38 protein-coding genes are annotated in these 19,178 nt (G+C 70.3%); 11 read left to right on the forward strand and 27 right to left on the reverse strand.

The genetic code is table 11. The annotated features are described in order from the left end of the window. Positions 1–63 precede the first annotated feature (63 nt). From ACF061_RS00810 to ACF061_RS00820, 3 genes are all read left to right on the forward strand, one after another. Positions 64–387 (forward strand): hypothetical protein, encoded by a 324-nt coding sequence (locus ACF061_RS00810; protein WP_392264609.1) that lies wholly within the window; start codon positions 64–66, stop codon positions 385–387. After that, positions 384–893 (forward strand): GIY-YIG nuclease family protein, encoded by a 510-nt coding sequence (locus ACF061_RS00815; RefSeq protein ID WP_392264610.1) that lies wholly within the window; start codon positions 384–386, stop codon positions 891–893. Before ACF061_RS00810 ends, ACF061_RS00815 begins: the two co-directional genes overlap by 4 nt. A gap of 82 nt (positions 894–975) precedes the next feature. After that, positions 976–1,173, forward strand: a complete 198-nt coding sequence (locus ACF061_RS00820; RefSeq protein ID WP_392264611.1) for a hypothetical protein — start codon at positions 976–978, stop codon at positions 1,171–1,173. A gap of 1 nt (position 1,174) precedes the next feature. Here the strand turns inward: ACF061_RS00820 and ACF061_RS00825 are convergent, their stop codons facing one another. The 15 genes from ACF061_RS00825 to ACF061_RS00895 form a co-directional block, all read right to left on the reverse strand. After that, positions 1,175–1,477, reverse strand: coding sequence for a hypothetical protein (locus ACF061_RS00825; protein WP_392264612.1), 303 nt, complete (start codon positions 1,475–1,477; stop codon positions 1,175–1,177). 10 nt (positions 1,478–1,487) lie between these two features. Further along, positions 1,488–2,006, reverse strand: coding sequence for a hypothetical protein (locus ACF061_RS00830; protein WP_392264613.1), 519 nt, complete (start codon positions 2,004–2,006; stop codon positions 1,488–1,490). Continuing rightward, the gene (locus tag ACF061_RS00835; protein WP_392264614.1) at positions 2,003–2,188 is read right to left on the reverse strand and encodes a hypothetical protein; all 186 of its coding nucleotides are present in this window, start codon (positions 2,186–2,188) and stop codon (positions 2,003–2,005) included. Before ACF061_RS00835 ends, ACF061_RS00830 begins: the two co-directional genes overlap by 4 nt. Positions 2,189–2,278: 90 nt before the next feature. Further along, positions 2,279–2,683 carry a hypothetical protein gene (locus tag ACF061_RS00840; RefSeq protein WP_392264615.1) on the reverse strand — a complete coding sequence of 135 codons (405 nt, stop codon included), beginning with the start codon at positions 2,681–2,683 and terminating at the stop codon, positions 2,279–2,281. A 223-nt stretch (positions 2,684–2,906) separates the two neighbouring features. Further along, positions 2,907–5,006 (reverse strand): hypothetical protein, encoded by a 2,100-nt coding sequence (locus ACF061_RS00845; protein WP_392264616.1) that lies wholly within the window; start codon positions 5,004–5,006, stop codon positions 2,907–2,909. Between the two features lie 8 nt (positions 5,007–5,014). Continuing rightward, positions 5,015–6,406, reverse strand: coding sequence for a hypothetical protein (locus ACF061_RS00850; RefSeq protein WP_392264617.1), 1,392 nt, complete (start codon positions 6,404–6,406; stop codon positions 5,015–5,017). Positions 6,407–6,429: 23 nt separating this feature from the next. Then, a complete protein-coding gene (locus tag ACF061_RS00855) occupies positions 6,430–6,630 on the reverse strand; it encodes a hypothetical protein (RefSeq protein WP_392264618.1) in 201 nt (66 codons plus the stop codon). 91 nt (positions 6,631–6,721) lie between these two features. Beyond that, positions 6,722–6,925: a hypothetical protein gene (locus ACF061_RS00860; RefSeq protein WP_392264619.1), complete on the reverse strand. Its 204-nt coding sequence runs from the start codon at positions 6,923–6,925 to the stop codon at positions 6,722–6,724. Positions 6,926–6,959: 34 nt separating this feature from the next. Then, on the reverse strand, positions 6,960–7,226 hold the full coding sequence (locus ACF061_RS00865) for a hypothetical protein (protein ID WP_392264620.1): 267 nt from the start codon (positions 7,224–7,226) through the stop codon (positions 6,960–6,962). 20 nt (positions 7,227–7,246) lie between these two features. After that, positions 7,247–7,489, reverse strand: coding sequence for a hypothetical protein (locus tag ACF061_RS00870; protein WP_392264621.1), 243 nt, complete (start codon positions 7,487–7,489; stop codon positions 7,247–7,249). 45 nt (positions 7,490–7,534) lie between these two features. Next, on the reverse strand, positions 7,535–7,813 hold the full coding sequence (locus tag ACF061_RS00875) for a hypothetical protein (RefSeq protein WP_392264622.1): 279 nt from the start codon (positions 7,811–7,813) through the stop codon (positions 7,535–7,537). Between the two features lie 97 nt (positions 7,814–7,910). After that, positions 7,911–8,063, reverse strand: a complete 153-nt coding sequence (locus tag ACF061_RS00880; RefSeq protein WP_392264623.1) for a hypothetical protein — start codon at positions 8,061–8,063, stop codon at positions 7,911–7,913. After that, positions 8,063–8,281 (reverse strand): hypothetical protein, encoded by a 219-nt coding sequence (locus ACF061_RS00885; RefSeq protein ID WP_392264624.1) that lies wholly within the window; start codon positions 8,279–8,281, stop codon positions 8,063–8,065. Before ACF061_RS00885 ends, ACF061_RS00880 begins: the two co-directional genes overlap by 1 nt. Positions 8,282–8,322: 41 nt before the next feature. After that, entirely contained in the window at positions 8,323–8,487 is a 165-nt protein-coding gene (locus tag ACF061_RS00890; protein WP_392264625.1) for a hypothetical protein, read from the reverse strand. Then, positions 8,484–8,816: a hypothetical protein gene (locus tag ACF061_RS00895; protein WP_392264626.1), complete on the reverse strand. Its 333-nt coding sequence runs from the start codon at positions 8,814–8,816 to the stop codon at positions 8,484–8,486. Before ACF061_RS00895 ends, ACF061_RS00890 begins: the two co-directional genes overlap by 4 nt. Before the next feature lie 253 nt (positions 8,817–9,069). Between ACF061_RS00895 and ACF061_RS00900 the strand changes: the two genes are divergently transcribed. The 8 genes from ACF061_RS00900 (at position 9,070) to ACF061_RS00935 (ending at position 13,592) form a co-directional block, all read left to right on the forward strand. Continuing rightward, entirely contained in the window at positions 9,070–9,324 is a 255-nt protein-coding gene (locus ACF061_RS00900; protein WP_392264627.1) for a hypothetical protein, read from the forward strand. 145 nt (positions 9,325–9,469) lie between these two features. Further along, positions 9,470–10,105, forward strand: coding sequence for an NUDIX domain-containing protein (locus ACF061_RS00905; protein WP_392264628.1), 636 nt, complete (start codon positions 9,470–9,472; stop codon positions 10,103–10,105). Continuing rightward, on the forward strand, positions 10,102–10,509 hold the full coding sequence (locus tag ACF061_RS00910; RefSeq protein ID WP_392264629.1) for an NUDIX hydrolase: 408 nt from the start codon (positions 10,102–10,104) through the stop codon (positions 10,507–10,509). The genes ACF061_RS00905 and ACF061_RS00910 overlap by 4 nt, the downstream gene beginning before the upstream one ends. A gap of 266 nt (positions 10,510–10,775) precedes the next feature. Beyond that, on the forward strand, positions 10,776–11,075 hold the full coding sequence (locus ACF061_RS00915) for a hypothetical protein (RefSeq protein ID WP_392264630.1): 300 nt from the start codon (positions 10,776–10,778) through the stop codon (positions 11,073–11,075). Positions 11,076–11,215: 140 nt separating this feature from the next. Beyond that, positions 11,216–11,470 (forward strand): hypothetical protein, encoded by a 255-nt coding sequence (locus tag ACF061_RS00920; protein ID WP_392264631.1) that lies wholly within the window; start codon positions 11,216–11,218, stop codon positions 11,468–11,470. A gap of 497 nt (positions 11,471–11,967) precedes the next feature. Next, a complete protein-coding gene (locus ACF061_RS00925; protein ID WP_392264632.1) occupies positions 11,968–12,795 on the forward strand; it encodes a hypothetical protein in 828 nt (275 codons plus the stop codon). Beyond that, positions 12,795–13,082 carry a hypothetical protein gene (locus ACF061_RS00930; RefSeq protein WP_392264633.1) on the forward strand — a complete coding sequence of 96 codons (288 nt, stop codon included), beginning with the start codon at positions 12,795–12,797 and terminating at the stop codon, positions 13,080–13,082. The genes ACF061_RS00925 and ACF061_RS00930 overlap by 1 nt, the downstream gene beginning before the upstream one ends. Positions 13,083–13,094: 12 nt before the next feature. Further along, the gene (locus tag ACF061_RS00935) at positions 13,095–13,592 is read left to right on the forward strand and encodes a CopG family transcriptional regulator (RefSeq protein ID WP_392264634.1); all 498 of its coding nucleotides are present in this window, start codon (positions 13,095–13,097) and stop codon (positions 13,590–13,592) included. Between the two features lie 119 nt (positions 13,593–13,711). On the opposite strand, the gene ACF061_RS00940 is transcribed toward ACF061_RS00935, so the two are convergent. From ACF061_RS00940 to ACF061_RS00995, 12 genes are all read right to left on the reverse strand, one after another. Further along, complete coding sequence (locus ACF061_RS00940; protein ID WP_392264635.1) at positions 13,712–13,954, reverse strand: hypothetical protein; 243 nt, start codon at positions 13,952–13,954, stop codon at positions 13,712–13,714. Between the two features lie 108 nt (positions 13,955–14,062). Next, on the reverse strand, positions 14,063–14,347 hold the full coding sequence (locus ACF061_RS00945) for a hypothetical protein (RefSeq protein ID WP_392264636.1): 285 nt from the start codon (positions 14,345–14,347) through the stop codon (positions 14,063–14,065). 146 nt (positions 14,348–14,493) lie between these two features. Further along, positions 14,494–14,889, reverse strand: coding sequence for an SLOG family protein (locus ACF061_RS00950; protein ID WP_392264637.1), 396 nt, complete (start codon positions 14,887–14,889; stop codon positions 14,494–14,496). Further along, positions 14,886–15,383, reverse strand: coding sequence for a helix-turn-helix transcriptional regulator (locus ACF061_RS00955; protein ID WP_392264638.1), 498 nt, complete (start codon positions 15,381–15,383; stop codon positions 14,886–14,888). Before ACF061_RS00955 ends, ACF061_RS00950 begins: the two co-directional genes overlap by 4 nt. Beyond that, complete coding sequence (locus ACF061_RS00960; protein ID WP_392264639.1) at positions 15,380–15,994, reverse strand: hypothetical protein; 615 nt, start codon at positions 15,992–15,994, stop codon at positions 15,380–15,382. Before ACF061_RS00960 ends, ACF061_RS00955 begins: the two co-directional genes overlap by 4 nt. Continuing rightward, complete coding sequence (locus tag ACF061_RS00965) at positions 15,991–16,239, reverse strand: helix-turn-helix transcriptional regulator (RefSeq protein ID WP_392264640.1); 249 nt, start codon at positions 16,237–16,239, stop codon at positions 15,991–15,993. The genes ACF061_RS00960 and ACF061_RS00965 overlap by 4 nt, the downstream gene beginning before the upstream one ends. Next, positions 16,236–16,475: a hypothetical protein gene (locus ACF061_RS00970; RefSeq protein WP_392264641.1), complete on the reverse strand. Its 240-nt coding sequence runs from the start codon at positions 16,473–16,475 to the stop codon at positions 16,236–16,238. Before ACF061_RS00970 ends, ACF061_RS00965 begins: the two co-directional genes overlap by 4 nt. A 60-nt stretch (positions 16,476–16,535) precedes the next feature. Then, positions 16,536–16,928 (reverse strand): hypothetical protein, encoded by a 393-nt coding sequence (locus ACF061_RS00975; RefSeq protein ID WP_392264642.1) that lies wholly within the window; start codon positions 16,926–16,928, stop codon positions 16,536–16,538. 82 nt (positions 16,929–17,010) lie between these two features. Next, positions 17,011–17,418, reverse strand: coding sequence for a hypothetical protein (locus ACF061_RS00980; protein WP_392264643.1), 408 nt, complete (start codon positions 17,416–17,418; stop codon positions 17,011–17,013). After that, on the reverse strand, positions 17,411–18,016 hold the full coding sequence (locus ACF061_RS00985) for a hypothetical protein (protein WP_392264644.1): 606 nt from the start codon (positions 18,014–18,016) through the stop codon (positions 17,411–17,413). The genes ACF061_RS00980 and ACF061_RS00985 overlap by 8 nt, the downstream gene beginning before the upstream one ends. 70 nt (positions 18,017–18,086) lie before the next feature. Continuing rightward, positions 18,087–18,566 carry a hypothetical protein gene (locus tag ACF061_RS00990; RefSeq protein ID WP_392264645.1) on the reverse strand — a complete coding sequence of 160 codons (480 nt, stop codon included), beginning with the start codon at positions 18,564–18,566 and terminating at the stop codon, positions 18,087–18,089. A gap of 168 nt (positions 18,567–18,734) precedes the next feature. Further along, complete coding sequence (locus ACF061_RS00995; RefSeq protein ID WP_392264646.1) at positions 18,735–19,115, reverse strand: DUF4326 domain-containing protein; 381 nt, start codon at positions 19,113–19,115, stop codon at positions 18,735–18,737. Between the last annotated feature and the right edge of the window lie 63 nt (positions 19,116–19,178).

Here is a 19,178-nt window from a genome sequence, read left to right on the forward strand (position 1 = left end):
CTGCCAACTTTCTTGGCACTTCGATAGTGACACGACCAACCAGCGGAGTGCAACATAGTTGGCATGACGAATCCCCGAATCACTGCCCACTCAGTTGGCGTCGAGCTGCCTACCGACTTGGCAGCCACGCGTGAGACGATCTGGGACATGACGCCACGCCCCGACCCGCAGACCGAAGCCTCCTGGCTGCGCAAGCTCGACCGAGCAACGACCGCCCACGAGAAGGCGCGCGCTGCCCTGGACGAGCTGATCGCCGACGCGCGGGCGGCCGGTGTCCCACTCATGACCATCGCCAAGCACACGCCCTACAGCCGCGAGTGGGCACGGAAGATTGCCGACCGCATCGATAACGAACGGTCAGCTCAGGCCGGAAAGGATCAGGCATGACTGCGGGCGCGGTCCGTACCTCTCTCTATCGCCTTTACGACGCGGGTAACGTGCTGCTGTACGTCGGCATAGCCGAGGACCCTGCGAAGCGATGGGCCGAGCATGCTGCGAACAAGACATGGTGGCCGAACGTAACCCGCCGAGATGTCGAGTGGTTCCCCGCCCGCGAGCTAGCGGAAGACGCTGAACGCATCGCCATCACCACCGAGCGCCCTGCACACAACATCCGCCATGCTGTACCCCACCTCTCCGACAACGAGCGCGCTGATCTGTTCGCTCGGTACAAGGAAGCAGTCAGAACGGAGCGCGACCTGCGCCCCCAGGTGAAGGAGGCCGCAGTGCAGGAGATGTTGGCCGGCGCCTCGGTCACCCAGCTCGCCAAGCTCACCGGCATGACCCCCGAGGTGTTCCGCCGCATCGCGCGCGCCGAAGGAGTAGAGCGGAAGCGGGAGCCCACAGTCGGCCGCGAGGTCGAGGCGAAGCGGGCCGGCAGGGATGCCTCGTGACCGCGGACCTGCCAGAGTGGCGCCCATAGCCGTTTCCCGTTTCCCGTCCCGCTCCCCCACTGTGCTGGGGCAGACTGCGGTCATGGCGCTGAGGTTCACGGTGCAGGGCGAGGACGAGCAGGAGACGGCGGAAGGGCTGCGGCTGCTGCTGGCGGCCGGTCTGAGTCTGGCGATGCCGCCCCGGCAGATGGTCGGCAACGGCTGGATGGCCCGCGCTGTACCTGTACGCAACACGGAAGCCCCGACCCGTGAGGGCCGGGGCTCTGTCGTGTCTGGGTAGGTCAGTCCCACACCCAGTTCTGCCGGGCTTGCGCGGCCCGGTTCGCGGCGCCGCCGAGGAGTGTGGCGAGTTGCGCCCACTCCGGGTTCATGGCCCGGCTGCTGGCCGCTTTCATGAGGAGCGCGGCGACCCGGCCGGCCTCGGCGGGCGGCGTGACGAGGGGCGTGTACAGCCGCCCGTCGAACAGGTGCCGGACCTCTCGCCACTCCGAGCTGGTGAGGGTGTGGGCGAGGTGCTGGCCGAGGGTGGCGATGGTGGTGGCGGACCGGGTGTTCGGCACGCCGTGGCTGATGCTGATTCCCATGGGGGTCTCCTTAGAGGTTGCGGGTGTGGGCGAGTTCGGCGGCGCGGTCGAACGCGAGGATTACCGGGGCGGGGCTGGTCTGGGCGTCCTGCCAGGACGGGATGGTTTCGGCGTCGGGGAAGCCGCGGCGGATGGCTTCGAGGAGGACGGCGCAGGCGTCGTCGGCTTGGCCGCGGTTGGCGGCGACGGCCCGGATGTGCCCGATGGCGCAGGCGGCGCCTTGCTCGTCACGTAACTGGCCGCGGAGCCAGCCGTTCTGCTGGAGCCGGGTCTGCGCCTGGTGGAGCACGGTGGCGAGCGGCGTGGTGTACGGGCAGGGTGTCGGCTGCGGGACGAGGTGCGGCGGGGCGGTGATCTCGGGCAGCGGGTCCGCGGCGGGCAGGTGGGCGGTGTTCACGTCGACGGCCAGGTGCGCGAGGGTGATCCGCTCGTCCATGACCGCGCCGACGAGCGCGAGCCGTGCGTCGAGGTCGAGGACGGGCGCCGCCTCAGGCGGAGCGGCGACGGCGACGGCGGCGGCGGCGGTCACGGCTTGGCCTTCCCGGTGCCGTCGCACTCGGAGCAGGGCACCGAGAACTGGTCGCCGCCGAAGGCGCTGAACAGCCGACGCTTGCCGGAGCACTTCCAGCACAGGCCGCGGGCGGTGGCTTGGGCGGGTGGGAGGCTGCCGTTCTGGGCCTCCCATTCCTCGTCGGTCATGGGGTGGGGCATGATGGTGTCTCCTCGTCTGATCTTGGATTGGGTTGAGGAACCGGGCCGCCCCTGGTCGCTTCCAGGCATTCGAGGGGCGGCCCGGCTTGGTCAGAGCCGCCAGGAGCCGAGGGGCCGGCGGGTACGCGGGTCGGAGCCGTTCCGGACGTGCTTCTCCAGGCCGCGGATCTCGGCTTCGTCGAGGATGCCCTCGTAGTCGTTGGAGCCGAGCGGGCCGGTGACCTGCGGGCCGGGCTCACCGGAGCGCCGCATCCGCGGCTTGGTGTCGTAGACCGGTCCCCAGTTCCGGCAGAGTTCGGTGGCGGTCATGCCGCCGTCGGTGCGGGGTGTGCCGGTGAGGCGGGAGCACTCGGTGAAGATGTGCTCCTCGTACCGCTGGGCGTCCTCGAACGAGGCCCGGCGGGTCTCCAGGTCACGGATCACGTAGTAGGGCTTGCCGAGCTTCAGTTCGCGGGCGAACTTCTTGTCCTGGTGGGGCTGCCACGTCTGGGCCATGATGTTGATCTCCATTCCGGTTTGTGATGGTTTGTCCTTGCTGATCTGTGGTGCTCGTCGGGAGAAGCCGCAGGTCAGGCGCACCCTGCCCCCTGATCGGCCGCCGCTCGGAGCGTGAGCCGATCAGGCGCCGATCAGCGACTCACGTGTCCGTGACCTGCGTGTTTGTCGGACGAGCAGCGCCGAGCGGCGGCCGATCAGTGGGGCATTAGGGATTTAACGGTCACAGCAGGTGGCGGAGACGATCACGCTTGAAGCCGCGCGGGTTCTTCTCCTCGCCGATCGGACCGAGCGTGATCGGCGAACCCGCGCCTGCCTGCTTCATCAGCGCCTTCAGCTCCTCGGCACCCATCTCCCCGTAGGTGTCGGCGTCGAAGTCGCGGAGCGCCGCGAGCAGCACCTCGGTCTTCATCCGGTCGACGCCCGCCTTCTCCATGACGGCGACCGCGTCCTCAACCGCGGCCCGCGCCGGACCATCCGTCAGCTCCGCGCCCGCGGGCGGCTCGGCGCCACACAGGCGCAGCAGCCGTTCCCACGTCAGGAGTTCGACCGGCGCCGGCTTCTTCAGGTCGCCGTCCTTGTCGTACTCCGGCTCGACGTACTCCGGCAGGTCCACGGTGCGCATCGCATCGAGGCTGTCCTGGTCCGGCTCGACCAGCCCGGCCTCCAGGCGCTCCGCGGCCAGCTTGCGCAGCGTCTCGGACGGCGTCTCGTGGACGGCGTACTCGATCGGCTCGTCGGGCCGACCCGGCACGCCCTGGATGTACACGTGCCCCGCGTCCTTGGGGTCGGTGTCGGTGGCCGGGGACAGCTTGTGCGGCAGCCAGCCCTCGGCGACGGCCCCGTCACCGAACACGGCACGGGTGTCGCCGACCTTGCACGGGCCGACCGCCTTCAACGCGATCATCTGGGCGATGTTCTCCCCCAGGTAGAGCTTGGTGCCGCCCTGCGACGCGATGATCAGGGTGACGGCTTCCTTGCGGCCGACGAGCAGCAGGTCGAACGCGAGCCGCTTGGCCAGCTCGGACCCCTTCGGGAACTCGTCGAAGACGATCGTGAAGTGGGGATGTTCCTTGCTGACCTTCCACTTCTTGCCCATGCCGAGCTTCGCCCGCAGTCGGGCGCGTCCCTTGGACAGCATCAGGAAGAACAGCAGGACGGCTTCGATCTGTTCGTGGCTGCGGCCGGTGACGCGTACCGCGTCGTGCAGGTCTTCCAGGCCGTCGCCATGCGGGTCGAGGTCGATGGTGATGTTGTCGTAGCAGGCGGTGGTGATCTCGCCGATCGCCTGCAGCATGCCGGTCTTGCCGCCACCGGACGCGGCAACGACCAGGCCCATGACGCCGGCGAACGCGGCGTCGAGGGAGTCCCCGCCGACCGACGTGCCGAGGCGGGACTTGTCTGTGATAGAGATCGACTTCGGGGCGCGGTAGGGCAGCCCGGGTGCGGTGGCGAACGGATTGCCCTCGACCAGGCGGAGGATGGCGCAGGCCCGGCGCTCGACTACCGGCTGCGGTCGGACGCCGTTAGTGGGCAGGTCGAAGCGGGTCTCGAGGCCGCCAGCCTTGGCGATGATGGCCTCAGGGGTGCCTTCGCCGACGCGGACCTTGCACTGCCAGCCCCACGGCTGGCGTTCCATGTCCCACACCTCGACGACGGGGACGTTCTCGGCGACCATCGCGAGGAGCACGCATACGGCGGCCTGCTGCGGGGTCTCGGCCCGGCGGATCGGGAACGGCCGGGCGCCCTCGGGGAGGTCGTCGAGGGTGACGGAGCCGTGGGTGCGGGCGGTGTCGTCGGCGGGCAGGCCGAGTGCTTCCTCGACGCCGGGCTCGCTGCGGTCGCGGCCGTGGAAGGCGCCGATCCCGAAGGCTCCGAGTCCGGCGATCAGGTCGATCCAGAGGCTGCCGGTGACGGCGCCGAAGCCGACTCCCCCGGCGACCGCGCCGGCCGCGGTGGCGGTCTTGCCAAGGAATGTCTTGCGGTGCTGCCTGTACTCGGCGCGGTGCTTGTCGGCCTCCTTCTTCCAGGTCCCTGCCAGAGCCGGGTCGCCGGCTGCTTCGCGGACCGCCCGGTCGGCGTCGGCGATCAACTGCGGGTAGTGGTTGTGGTAGCGGTCGAGCCACAGCCGGCCGAGCTGCTTGTAGCCGCGGACGGTGTGCGGCAGCCGGGCCAGGTGCGCGACCCGGTTGGTGTGGGCGGCGACCTTACGCACCGACTCCAGCGGCTTCCGGGTGGCCGGCTCGTCCTTGAAGACCGGGGCCGCGGCGGGCGACGGGACGAGCGTCAGGGTGGGGCGCTCGTCGTACAGCGGGGTAGCCATGGCGGGTGTCAGTCCTTCGTCTCGAGGGCGATCTTCGCGGCGGTCTGCTTGGCTGTGATGGCGGCCTGACGGCGGGCGCCGGGCGTGTACTTCACGTCGCCCTTGGTGCGGCGTCCGCGTCGCGATGGCGGGTTGTAGACGCGGGACTTCTTCGCACCGGGCACTTGCGATGCGACCTGCTGTGTTGATCCGTTTACGGGGCGCTTCTGGCGGGCCGCTTCGACCCTCAGTTCGGCCGCGTTGCGCATCCGCAAAACCTCCGCGGACTCGCCCGGCTTGGCGCCTTCGACGTCGAGCTTGGCGCGCTCCCAAATGGCCTGGGTGACGGTCGTCTCGCCGAGGTCCGCGGCGAGCTTCACGGCGTGCTCCCACACCTTCGGGAAGTGCGTCTTCCGACGCTCCGCCAGCTGCTTCGAGGTCTCCGCCGTGGCCTTCGCGGCAGCCTCCTTCTGGGCCTGCTGTTGTGCCTCTTCGGCGGCCCTCTGGGCGGCCTCTGCCTTGGCTGCTTTCTCCGCCGCGCGCCGCTCCCGCCGGCTGGGTACGCCGTCGCGCTTGCGGATCCGGCCGTGCTCGTGGAGGTCCCAGACGCCGGGGCCGGCGATCGACGCGAACGCCGTACCGATCGCGGTCGCCGGGTCGAAGGCGCTCAGGCCGTGCCACAGGTTGATGCCGGCGGCGAGGAACGCGAGCATCCAGGCGATCAGCCGGTAGTGCCAGTGCGGCCGGTGGGAGGCCACCGCGGCGGCGGCGCCCTTGAGGACGACCCAGGCGCCGCCTTCGAGCATGAGCGGGGCGGCCATCAGCCACAGCGCCTTCGGGTTGTAGAAGGCGGCTACCTGTACGGGCAGGGCGACGATCGCGCAGACGATGTAGAAGCTGCGGGCGTAGCCGCGCCACCGGTCTTCGGCCTCGGTGATCTCGGCTGCCTCGGCGGCGGCTGCGGCCTGCTGTTCGGCGGCCCGCCGGTCGGCGTCCTCGCGGGCGCGGTCGGCGTCGGCCTTGCGCTTCCGGCTCTCCGCGATCCGCGCCTCGGTAGCGGCGTCGTCCTCGCGGGCCTTGCGCTCCTGCCGGTCGTTGGCGAGGCGCAGCTTCCGCGCCTCCTCCTCCGCCTTCGTGCGGATCGCGTCGGCCTCGGCTTCGGCCAGCTTGAGCGCGGCTTCCTTCTCGGCTTCGGCGGCGAGGCGCTGCTTCTCCGACTCGGCCCATGCCTGGGCGCGGATTGCTTCGGCCTGCGCCTGGGCGATGATGTCGCTCTCCGGCTGCGCCTCGACCGGCTCGGGCACGGCTGACTTGGGCTCGGTGGTGGGGGTGGCGGCGGCTCCTATGGGCTGCCAGTCCCCCAGCACGGGCACCGGCTGCGGCCTGGTGTGGCCGTTGACCTTCGGCGGGCTGGCAGTCATGGCGGATCAAGTCCTCTCAGGTGTCAGGCGGTCTGGGTGGCGGGTGCGGGCTGGTGCTTGCGCCAGGCGATGCCGGCAGCGATCAGCCAGACCGGGCCGGGGACGAGTCCGGCGATCACGGCGAGTCCGGCGAGGAGCAGGGTGATCGGGGCGGCGGCCGGCGGCCACAGCCCGACGGTGATCAGGTACAGGGCGAGCAGGGTGAGCAGGATGATGCGGATCATGACGACCTCACTCGGGGTCGGAACGGATGGTGGGGGTGCTGGTCAGTTCTCCTTGGCGCCCGGACCGGGGCCGGACGCCGCGGGCAGCCGATCAGCTGGAGCGGCTGGCGGGGGCGAGGTCGTCGTCGGTGAACGCGTAGCCGACCAAGCCGCCGAGGAGGCCGAGGCCGGTGACGATGTTCAGGTCGTTCTCGTGCAGGGTGACGGTGCCGGTGCGGCCGATCAGCCGCTTGGCCCGGGGAGACGGCAGACGGCTGGTGCTGACCACGGTGACGCGGGTGCCGATCAGGTACATGAGGCGCTCCTCTCGGGTCGGGTCGGGCGGCCGGTCAGGCGGCGGTCTCGGTCTGGAGGTCGGCGAGCTTCTGCCGCAGTCGCCGATTCTCGGCCTCCAGTCCCGCATTGACGGTGCGGAGGCTGTCGGCGCTGGTGGCCAGGCGTTCGGCGTGGTCGGACATGGTCCGGAGCGTCTCCGTCAGCCGGACCATCAGCACCGTGACGGCCTGGCGGGGCAGGTCCGGGTTGGTGATGTCGGCGGCCTCGGCCTCGCCGATCACGCGGCGACTGTCCTCGACGTAACGGGCGGTGAGATCCATCGGGGCGGCCCTTCCGGGGGTCAGGCGGCGGCCGGGTAGTGGAAGCCGTCGAGCTCGGCGAGCAGGTCGGCGTCGGCGGCGAGCCGGATCGTCGCCATCCGGGTCCGGTCGCCGGACGCGACGGCGGCGGCGTAGTCGGCGAACAGGTCGGAGATGCTGCGGACGTTCACCTGCGCGTCCAGCTCGGCGACCGTCGTGGTGGCGCGGACGTGCCGGCCGATGTCGGTGGAGCCCAGGTCGGCGGAGATCAGGTACGGGGACATGACGGATCACGGATCCTCTCGGGTCGGTGGTGCTGGGGGTGGTGGTCAGGCGGTGACGGGGGTCAGGTCGAAGCGGGTGACGGTGACGAGTGCGAGGTCGACGTCCTCGCAGACCTGGCGGACGAAGTGGTCGCGGATCACCTCGCGCCCCGCGTGCTCGGTCAGGTCGAATTGGCCGAAGGCGTACCGGACCCCGGTCGTCAGCTGCGCGTCCTCGTTACGGAACTCGGGGGGCGTGTGCTCGGGAATGTAGACGCTGGGGAACTCGACCTTCAGGTCGTAGTCGTAGCGGCCGGGCGCGATGATCTCGCCGGAAACGGGCATGGCTGTACTCCTCGGTTGGTCATGCCGGGATCGGATGGGGTGCCGCGGGTGGCGGGACGGGGGCGTCGGAGACCGCCACCCGCGGCGGATCGGGGGGTTAGCGGGGCCGGTTCTCGGACCGCTTGTTGGCCTCGGCGACCTTGCGGGACAGTTCGGCGTGGCCCGCGTCGTCAAGGCAAAGGATGAAGCCGGGGTGACCGCCGCGCGGACGGGTCGGCAGGGGCTCCTTCGCCCGCTCGTGCTCGGCCATCACCGGCCCCGCTTCTTCTCGTCGCGGAACGTCGCGTAGTCGCCGGGCGGGTAGACGTAGTTCGTCAGCGCACCCTCAGCGGCCACAGCAGCGGCACCAGCGGTCGCGATCACGGCAGCGGTCCCGGCGTGCCCGTGGTTCGAGGCTGCCTGCGCGGCCACCGACGCCACCTGCGTGGCGCGACGAGCGGAGGCGGGCGAGCCGTCAGCGGTGTTCATCGCTCCGTAGAGAGCGTCACGAGCCCTGTCACGTAACCCCATCACGCCGCCCCCTCGACGACGACGAGGAAGGTGTCGTTCGGCAGGTCGAGTACCACCTCAGCGGCTACGCCGTTGCGGCGCTGCTCGGCGGCGAACTCCTCGGCCGGCCGGGAGCCGCGCGGGTGGCCGGCCGGGAACTCGGCGAGGACCGTGCGGGCGCTCACCGAGCCAGTCCGATCAGGTCCAGGAGGTCAGCGTCGGCCAGGACAGCGCGGGCACCGGCCATCAGGTCTACGGCGGCGGCCAAGCTGTCGGCGTCCAGGTCCGTCATTCGGCCCGACGCGGCGACCGCGGCCAGGTCCCGGGCATGCTCGGCGGCCACCTCGTACTCGGTGACCGCACGGACCACGTCCGGGTTCATCGGCAGGGCCAGCGCCCAGCCGAGACGGCGCATCGCGGCGACGGCGGCCGGCGACGCCGGCTCGGTCAGGACCGGCGCGGTGGCCGGGTGCTCGGCGCGCACGGGCGTGCCGATAAGATCGGTGGTAGCCACAGGGTCTCCTTCACAGAACCTGGTGGTTAGGGCCGACCTGCGAGGTGAGAGTCGCGGTGTTCGGCCCGATCTTCTTTTGTGCACCGTTCGCGGACTGGGTCCGGTGAGAGTGAACGGCGAAGCCACCTTCAAGGTGCTGCCTTGAAGGGCGACTGATACGACCGTAGAGGTCTCCACGGGGCGAGTCAAGCGCACAACTCGACTCTTCTAGCTGAGCCTTGAGCAGTCGTCGGATCGCCCGTACTCTCGCGTCATGGCCGACTCCCCCGACTCTCCTTACGCCCGGCACGACGAAGAACTGCGCGCCATCACGGACCTCACCGAGCGCTGGTCCGCCTACCTGGAGCGCGCCGCTTTCCTGGAAGACGAGTTGGAACTGTGGCGCCGCCGGCAGCGGCAGGAGATCGCGCTGGGATTCCGGGAGCAGGGAAAGACCTGGAAGGAGATCGGCCAGATCATGGGGGGCGTCACGTTGCAGCGCGCCCACCAGTTCGGCAAGGGCGAGTGAAGCATCCATGGGTCCAGTCAACGCGTGCGCCCACGCGATGCCCATGAAGCAGCAGTGCAGCACCATGCAGTGATCTGCAGCGGCCCATGCAGCAGCATGCAGGCCCGCCGCAGCCAGGCCCACGACCGCGGCCCGGAGGCCGATAGTGGACAACGTTCAGTGGACCGGGCAGACAGCTGCCCGACTCCAAGACGCGTTCGAAATGACCCAGGAACAGTTCGCCGGGAAGCTCGGGGTGTCGGTGCGCAGCGTCGCCGCATGGCGCGCCAGCCCCACCATGGTCCCCCAGCCAGAAACCCAGCGAATCCTGGACACGGCCTACAGGAGGGCAGGTGATGCGGTGCGCCGCCGGTTCATCCACTTGTCGCGGATAGCGGCGCCGCAGCCGGAAGCGCAGGCGCTGCGGGTGGCGATCGCTGTGGTCCGCCGCAACGGCGACGTGCTGCTGGTGTGCCGGCAGGACGGCGACGACATCGCCTGGCAGTTCCCGGCCGGCATCGTGAAGCCGGGCGGCTCCCCATCGAAGGTCGCCGTCCGGGAGACGCTGGACGAGACCGGCGTGCACTGCCTGGTCCGCGAGCATCTGGGTGAACGGCTCCACCCTCGGACGCGCGCAATGTGCGACTACTTCGTCTGCGACTACGTGCACGGCGAGGCGGTCAACGGGGACGCCTCCGAGAACGTCGCCGTGGCCTGGGCTCCGATCCGGGAGCTCTCCCGGTTCATCCCCGCCGACCGTATCTACCCGCCGATCCTCGACGCCCTGGAGGCGACCGTATGACCACCGAGAAGAAGCCCGACGTCAGTGCCGCGATCATCACCGACGGGCAGCGCGTGCTGATGGTGCGCCGCCGGGTCTCCGAGGGCGAACTGTCGTGGCAGTTCCCGGCCGGCGGTGTCGAGGACGGGGAGACGGCGGAGCAGGCCGCGGTCCGGGAGACGCTCGAGGAGACGGGGCTGACCGTGAAGGCGGTCAAGTACATCGGAGACCGGGTGCACCCGAAGACCGGGAAGTTCATGGCGTACACCGCCTGCGAGGTCGTCGAGGGTGAGGCTCGGGTCGCGGATGTCGAGGAGCTGGACGCGGTGACGTGGGCGCGGCACGAGGAGCTGCCTGGCCTGGTGCCCTACGGGCTGTTCGAGCCGGTGCAGGCCTACCTCGACGACGTACTGCCGCACGCGTAGGCGGCTTTCCGTCACCTCGCTCAGTGACGGCCGACCGTCATCCGGTCACAGGGTGTTCCGCCGCCCAGCTCATAGCTATGACCTGCGGAAATCCCACTCTACTGCGCCAACTGTCTCTCGATTCGATCTAGCCTCCGACGTCCAGCACGGGCGGCGAAAGGCGGATAGAACTGGAACGGCCGGGTGCGCGAACACCCGGCCGGTTGAACCGGCGAGCGCGAACTCGCCGATCACGCAATCCCGTCTCGTCAAAGAAGGACTACAGCATGAAGGTAGCAGCCTCCCCCTGCCCCGCGCCGCTCGCTTTGTCGACACAGCACCTTATGGATACGCCGCTCGACGCGCTCCTCGCCGAGCTGGACGTGGATGTGTCGGTGCTTGAGGCAGGCCCCGGTTTCACGGGCGGCACCTATGTCCGCGACGACGGCTCGGTGCTGCTCGCCCGGCCGGCGGGCCGTCCCGAAGCGGAGTGGGAGATGCTGGCCCGCGCGATGCTGGGCTGCCTGCTGCGGGTGCCGATGCCGCCTCTGCCGGAGCCGTACCAGCTGACAGTGATCGCGAAGTAGGCCGTTCGCGTGACGGTGCGCCCCCGACCGGGATGGTCGGGGGCGCTTCGCGTGCGCCGGTTTCGCGCTCTTGTGGCCGCACCGCCCTCCCCCGACCGTGGTGCACGACTGCAGTTGCACCGCGACGATAGGGGGCTTTCGTGCGGCGTAGGTGGGATGACGCGGTGGGCTGGCTGCTGCTGCGGCTGGCCGCGGTGCTGCACCGGAGGGTGGCGAGCCGGTCGGCGTGGGGGCGGTGGCAGGACCGGCGGGACTGGGCTATCCGGACGGCGGAGCGGAAGGGGGTGCCGGTGGAAGCGTTGGCGAAGCGGATGCGGTTGACGCCGGGCCGGATCCGGCAGGTACTCAGCGGGAAGAGGCTGGACGAGCCGCCTGCCGTCGAGGATGCCGCCTGACGAGTCTGGCCCCGCTCAAGGTGGCGCGGGTCTGAGTAGCCGGCCATCCCACTCTGCAGCGCCGTCGGAGTGGGCCAGGCGCGCGTTCTCCTGCGGGCTGTCAGGGCCCTGTGCCATAGTGGCCATGCCATCGGGAGACCGGTGGCTGCTCCCCGCCGATGCGGGGGTGGCCCGAGACCTATAGGGGCTTTGCGTTGCTCCCCATGCACGTGGGGATGGTCCCAGGCTCAAGGGCCGTGGTAGATGCTCCCCGCCGTTGCGGGGGTGTTCCAGTGGATGGGCATGGCGATCATTCGTGATGGCCGTTTTCCCCGCCGATGCGGGGGTGTTCCCGTTCACTACTTGCAGTTGTCCCCGCCTCCGCGGGGTTGAGCCCCGGCCTTTGGGTCGGGGCCTTTTCCGTTCCCCCTCACCAACCGGTTGACGCATGCGGTTACCCCTGCCATCATCGAGACAGTAAACGCATGCGGAAACCATCCGCATGGAGAGGGGGACCGATGAACACCACCACCGCCGCCACCCAAGCGCACGTCACCGTCGCCACCATCCGCACCTGGTGCCGCCGCGGAGTCATCACCGCCACCAAGACCGCCGGCCAGTGGGTCATCGACACCGCCTCCCTCAACCACCGCATCGCCATCGGCCAGAGGAAGGCCCGCATGACCGCCACCACCTACCGCATCGAAAAGGGCACCACCGTCAAGTACGGCACCGAGCACACCACCTGGACCATCACCCGCACCGACGGCACCCCAGCCGGCTACGGCCCCGGCAAGGACTCCCGCATCTACGACGCCACCTTCTACAGCCGGGAAGCCGCCGAGTTCTACGCCAAGTTCTACGAGAACACCCCCGCCGGCTTCCGTCTCGAGAAGACCATCCCCCGCGCCGGCCGCATGGACAGGTCCACCTACTGGCGGATCACCGGCAGCACCAACGGCGACCCCCGCGACATCGACCAGAAGATCAACGCCGACAGCGACCCCTTCGACACCGCCAAGGCCGACATCCTCATCCAGTGGGCAACCCAGCACGCCGCTGGCGCCCCGGACCGGATCGCGAAGAAGGCCGAGGCGGACGCTATCGCCGCCGCCGAGGCCACCGTCCGCGAGGCCCGCGAGGCGCAGCTCAAGGAAGCCCGCCGCCAGAAGGGCCCCCTGGCCACCCCGAAGCAGGTCGACTACATCCTCACGCTCCTCGCTCGCCGCGAACGGACCGGCGAAGGCGGCGGCTTCTTCTACGGCCCCACCGACCGCGCCGGGCTGGAGCTGCTGTCCCGCAGCGACGCCTCCTCCTACATCACCTCCCTGAAGGGCGACTACTGATGAGCCGCGACGACAGCCGACCCCTCACCGGTGACGAGCCCATCGAGACAATGACTCTGCGGGACGTCATCGCCAGCTACGACAAGCGCAACGTCGGCATCGTCCACGGCCAGCGCTTCACCTGGGTCCACGGCTACAACGTCACCAACCCGCAGCCCCTCATCGGCGGGGGCACCGGACCCCGCATGGTCTACCTCACCGACTGCTACGGCGACGAGATCCCCGGCACCTACGGCTACCGGGCTGCCGAAGTCCAGACCGTCGTCACCGAGCACCCCACCGCCTGACCAGGAGCGACCATGAACCGGATCACCATCTACAGCACCCAGCCCAACGATCAGGGCGGTTACGACCGGCTCGGCTGGTTCGACCTCGACGCCGCCGAACACATCCTCGAGGAGGACTCCCGCTGGGACGGCCAGAACATGCGCGGCGTCATCTCCGGCATGCAGATCAACCGGGCGCAGCTGTATCGCACCAGCAGCGGCCGGTGGGTCGAGAACCAGGACGCCCGCCCCGAGTTCAACGGCCCCGACCAGTGGCGGTTCCTCACCGACGACGAAGCCCGCGAATGGATGATCAAGAGCGGCGACCGAGAGGCCGAGGAGGCCCTGGAGAAGTGGTTCCCCGACACCCCCGACGAGTCCGGGCCCAACCTCGGCGGCCGGCCCACGGTCGGCCCGAAGGTCGAGGTACGCCTCGCCCCCGAGGTCCTCGCCAAGGTCGACGCCCGCGCCGCCGAGGCAGGCGTGAAGCGCGCTGAAATGCTCCGCCGGATCATCACCGACGCCGTCTGACCACACCGCCCCAGAGAGGAACGACACCAGGGCCGCCGACTTCCGGGCGTTCACCACGACTCACTGACCTGACAGACGAAGGAGCCCCCGGCCGCGGTGTGCGGTCGGGGGCTTCGTCGTCAGCCGAGGTAGGTGATCTGGAAGATGGTGATCACGTCCTCCTGCTTGCCGACCATGAGAACGGCGAAGGCCTGCGGGGTGATCAGCATGCGAGTGATGCCATCGTCTACGCCCCAGGGCTCGGTGACCGCGAAGGGGTCGTGGCAGGCGTCGGCAAGCGCGAGGGTCAACGCTTCACTGGCGGCCGGCGGCATCGCCTCGTGGACGGCTTCGGCGGCAGGGTCGTACTTGAGGCGATACATTCGCGGGCCTTCCTGCGTGCACGTGATCTCCCAGTTGCCCCGATGACTTGCGTGCCCCGATGATGCGGAGTGTAGCGAATGGGTGACTGGGGGTGTGACGTGTTGCGATCAGGCTACGCCGCGAGCGCGAGCACGCTCCGCTTCACCGAGGACCCGCTCAGTAGCGTCGGTCCAGTCGGCGGTTGGATCCTCGCCCCGCTCCTGCGCTGCCGCGATGTCCCGCCCGCGTTCGACGGCGACGACAATGTCCTTGGCGATGCGCTCCCAGCGGGCGAAGACTTGCAACAGCTCGTGGGCTGGCGCGCGATTGATCTCACGGAGAAACCGCTGGGCTAGGGCCGGGTTACCGAGGGCGTCGCGAATGGACTCGATAGTCCACTGCTGCTCGCTCATCGTCGCCTCCTGGGCCCAGCAGAATTCATGGAGCGTGATATCACCGTAGCGCACGGCCTAGGCCGAGATGACGGCACCAGCCCGGAACATCGCTAGGTGGTGATCTGGCGTATGCCGTCGGCATATGCCCTAATGCCGCTCCCTCGTCACGCCTCCCACCGCCGCACTGGGATGCCAGCGGCTTCGGCGAGCCGGGCGGTGTGGCTGGCGCCACGGGAGCCGTCGCGGACGAAGGCCAGGCAGACGTCGGCGCCGAGCTGGACCATCGCGGCGTTGCGGCGGAAGCCAGCCGACCGGTCGAGGAAGCCACCCGGCCGCCAGTCCGCGGGATGCGGCTCCTCGATGACCCCGTCGGCGAACTGGGCGGCGACCGCAACCCACTCGGCGGCCTGCGCGTCGGCTCCTCGAAGACAGGCGCCGTGCACGACGACCAGGCGCCGGCCGGCGAGCAGCGCCTCGTGCAGGGTGTCGTTGAGGGCGGCCCACACCACGCCGGGCGTGGGCCAATCCCTCGAGCCGGTCACCAGGACCCGGTAGGTCACGGCTGCTCCTGGTCGAGTCGGATACGGATGCGCTGCCCGGCGAGTTGGGTGATGCGGTCGGCCCAGGTCAGGCTGAGGGTGGAGCCGCCGTTCAGCATCATGCTCAGGTGCTTGGTGCTGATGCCGAGGCGCCGGGCGACCGCGGCTTGGGTGAGGCCGGCGTCCGCGAGTGCCTGCCGGACGAGGCGGCGCACCTGGCCCTCGAGGCCGTTTGCTGGTTCGGGCAGACTCTCGGTCCGCGGAGTGACGGACTCACCTCGTCCGCGGGCGGTGAGCTGGTAGTAGCGGCGCGGCGGCCGACCAGGGTGCGGGCTGTCCTCAAGCCAGGCTTCGACCCAGCCGTGCCCATTGAGCCGGTTGAGGATCGGGTAGATCGTCCCGGACTTCAAGCCGGTCGTGCGGCAGATGTCGAACCCCCAGACCGGCTCGTCCGCGTCGCGGAGCGCGGCGAGGACCAGCCGGGTCGGGGTGGTCAGACGGAACGGGGCAGTCACGGCCGCTCCCGGCCGGCGTCGTAGGCGGGCTGCCGCGCACCCGGACCGGGCAGCGCCGGGTCAGCGGGCGCGGGCCCGGATTCGCCGAACTGCCCCGGCTGGCCGGTCTCTTCGGTCCCTGACCTGCTGGTGGCCGACCGTTTTCCGCTGAGCGCTTCGGCAAGTGCCGCCTCTGCCCGTTCGGCGCGCTCCAGCTCTCGGATGCTGGCGTCGAGCACGCGGGCACACGACGTGCAGGTGGTCATCCAGTTGATGGCGTTCTCGTACTCGGCGAGCGCATCCAGCTCGCGCTTCAACTCGGCGAGGACGGCGTTGGCGACCTTGCGACGTGCGGAGAGAGGCAGCCACTCCCCGGCATCACGCAGCGCAGGCAGGACCGCGTTGAAGGCCCGGGCTTCAAGTCGGTTCCAACTGGCGGCCTGCTCAGGCGCTTTGGCCCCTGCCGTCACCCGCTGCCGGCTCTCCGCCGTGTCCGGATGCCCGGGGCACAGGAACGGGTAGGGCGGGTTCGGGTCGGTGCACAGCGGGCAGTCCTCCGCGTTGCCGTTGCAGCACCAGTGCGTGCGCTCCGGCTCAGCGTCCAAGTCGTCGAGCGTGGGACGGTCGGTCATGCGGCACGCTCCTGGCTTGTGGGTTGGGCGATGGTGGCGAGGTCGGCGAGGCTGATGTCGCCGCACCAGATGGCGAGGGCGACGGCGTGGGTGCGGTCCCGGGCGCCGAGGCGGCGGTAGGCGGTGCCGAGGAGTTCGTTGACGGTGCCGCTGGTGATGCCGAGGCGGGCAGCGATGGCCGCGTTGGTGTTGCCGCCGGCGGCGAGGAGCAGTACCTGCCGCTGTCGCGCGGTCACCCGGGTCACGACTGCGCCTCCTGCCGCGCCTGCCGGATGGGCACGACGGGTGCGAGGGCGTCCCGCAGGTCGGCGAGCAGCTGGTCGCGCTCGACCTCGTCCATGTCGGGCCGGACGGACAGGTGCAGGCGGGCGTCGAGGGTGCCGTCCTGCCAGCCGATGTCGATCGGGTCTCCGTGCGCGACCAGACCACCAGTCGGGGCGCTGGTGGCGGGTGGGACGGGCACGGGCGTCTGGTCGGTCATGACGTGCTCCTGGTGGGTTGGGGTGGGGCCGCCGCGGGTGCGGCGGCCCCGTCGGGTGGGCTACTGGCGGTCGGGGTCGACGTCGGGGTGCGTGAACTGGACCGGCTTGCCCAGGCTGCGGGCGTAGGCGATCTCCGAGCGGGTGGAGTCGCCGATGTAGTCACCGACCACCAGCACCTCGTCAGCGAGGCGGATCTTCGCCCGGTGCAGACCATCCAGCCGGACCTTCCCGGCCTCCGCTTCGACCGGGTCCGCCCACAGGTCATGCGGCGTCTTCATGTCGCAGCCGGGCTTGACCACGATGTGCCCGGCCCAGGTCAGCTCCCGGTCGGCGTCGGCCATCTCGCGCATGAAGCGGGTGCTGCCGCAGATGACGGTGATGGTGGGAATGTTCAGCTGTGCCTTGCCGCCGGCGAGCTTCTCGGCCGGGGTGAGCAGTTGCGGGTACGTCACGGTGATCTCCTTCGGGTGATGGGTTGGTTGGTACGGTGCGGGCGGGTCCGGCCGGATGCCCGCCGGCCGGACCCGGTCGGCGTCACGGGGTGGGCTGCTGCGCCTTGGCCTGCTCGTAGCGGCGGCGGGCGGCGATGAACTCGGCGTCGGTTCCGCCGCGGTCCGGGTGCGCGTCGGCCATCTCGGCACGCAAGGCCCCAAGGTCCGGCTTGGCCGGCTGCTCGAGCTCGGGCGGGTTCAGGTAGACCGTCGCGTCGGGCTCCCACCAACCAGCCGAACGCCGCCGGACTTCACCGTCCCGTTCCAGCGCGACCCGGTCCACGAACCGCTGCACGGGACGCCCCCAGTTCTCGGGGATGTAGTAGATCCGCTTCGGGGTCTTCTTCGTGATCCGGAACCGGACGATGTGGGGCGGCTCGTAGAACCGGTCGTCGTCGGCCACGCTGCTGTCGACGCCGTACAGGAACTCGGTGCGCTCCAGGTCAGCCACTGTGCGCCCCGCCCTGCCGCGCCTCGTCGGCGGGCTGGTGCTCGGCCTCGACGGTGTACGTGGTCGTCTCCCGGACGAGGCGGCGCTCCACGGGCGTGCCGTCCTTCCACGCCGGAGCGTGCTGGATGGCAGCCTCATAGCGCTGCACGGCGTGGTGCCGGTTGAGGAATCGGGTGCCGGGGATCCACTCGTCCGCGACCGGGTCACGGAACTCGGCGGCCCAGCGGTGGGACGGCGGCTGGTGCTCGACGGGCCGCGCCTCGTCGGCCATGCGGCGCAACTCGGCGGCCACGGTCTGCCACTCGGCGTAGGTCTGGCTCTCCGGCCGCAGAATGGCAACGGCTCGGGCCTCAAGATGGCGGGCGATCGAGCTCAGGGTGTGCGGGCGCACCGAGGCGAAGGTGGCGGCCCGGTCCACGGGCGGCTGCTGCACGGCGGGCGCACCCAGCAGCGTCCGCAGGGCGGCCAGCCCCTCGGCGGTGAGACCCACGTCGGCGGACCACACCTGCGTGTCCACGTGGGTGATCTCCGGCAGGTGCAGGATGACGCCATCGCCATCCGGGTTCGGCGTGATGGTCGGGGCGGTCTGGTCGGTCATGGTTGGCCTTTCGAGTCGGGGTGGGATGCCGGCCGCCCACCAGCAGGCAGGCGACCGGCAGGAGGTGGCGTCAGGCAGCGACGAGGGGACACGACTCGAGGGCGTACTCACCGCACTCGCGGCGTCGGCAGCTGCACGTCGTCTCCTCGCGGATGTGGGAGCAGACCTCTACGTCCGGGCGCTCGTCGCCGTCATCGGTGAAGTACTCGTCGCACTCCCGCTCGACGCAGTCGATGCCGCCCACCCAGACCTGGACGGGCTGGTGCTCGGCGTCCGGGTTGGGCACCATGCCGCGCTTCGGACGGACGTGGTCGCGGCCCTCGCAGCGGTCCCACGGAACCGGGTCGCCGTGTTCGGCGGAGCAGGCCGGGCAGCAGATGCCGGCGGGCGCGTCGAGGCAGATCGGGCCGTCGTCGCTGGACGGGTGCCGGTCCCGCCACAGGTCCCAGGCGTCGCCCTCGGTCTCGTAGTCGGGCTGGGTGTGGGGGCAGTCGTCACTGTCGGCAGACCAGTAGAACTGGGCGGCTTCGTGGTCGTAGTACGCAGTCATGGTTCGCGTTCTCCTTCGAATCGTCTCTGTGAGCGCCTGAGCGGCGCTGTGGGTTGAGTCGCGGGTGACGGGCGAGCGGGGCGAGTTAGGCCGCCAGACGGGCACACAGGCCCCTTCACGCCCCTCCCAGCGGGCAGGCACGCGACCCCACACCACACCGGTCACCCCTCACGCGGGCGCCTCGGACGGCGAGTTCGCGGCGGCGAGAAGGACCGCGGCGTGACAGTGGTCGGGGTCGCCCGGCTCCGGCAGCGGGCACCAGCACATGAGGTCCCGGCCGGCAAACTGACGGCGGACCGCGGCGTACAGGCCCGGCTTGCTCGCGAACCAGGCGCGGTACCAATCCACGGCAACCCGGCGGGCGTCGGCCTCGTCGCGGCTGCCGTAGATGACTCCGCCGGTACGCGAGTCGATCACCGAGTGGGTGGGGCCGCACTTGGTGACCTTGTACGGGTTGCCCCAGCGGGTGCCGCGGCCGACGTACACGGCCCCCTCAGGCGCGCACCAGCCGCGGACTCGGCGGCGCTGGATTCGGGTGGGGCTGCTCACGGTGTCCTCCAGGAAGTCGGTAGGGTCTGGGCCAGGCCCGGAGCGCGATACCAACGCGCTCCG

This window comes from Streptomyces sp. NPDC015220 (genome assembly GCF_043079345.1).
Classification (GTDB): domain Bacteria; phylum Actinomycetota; class Actinomycetes; order Streptomycetales; family Streptomycetaceae; genus Streptomyces.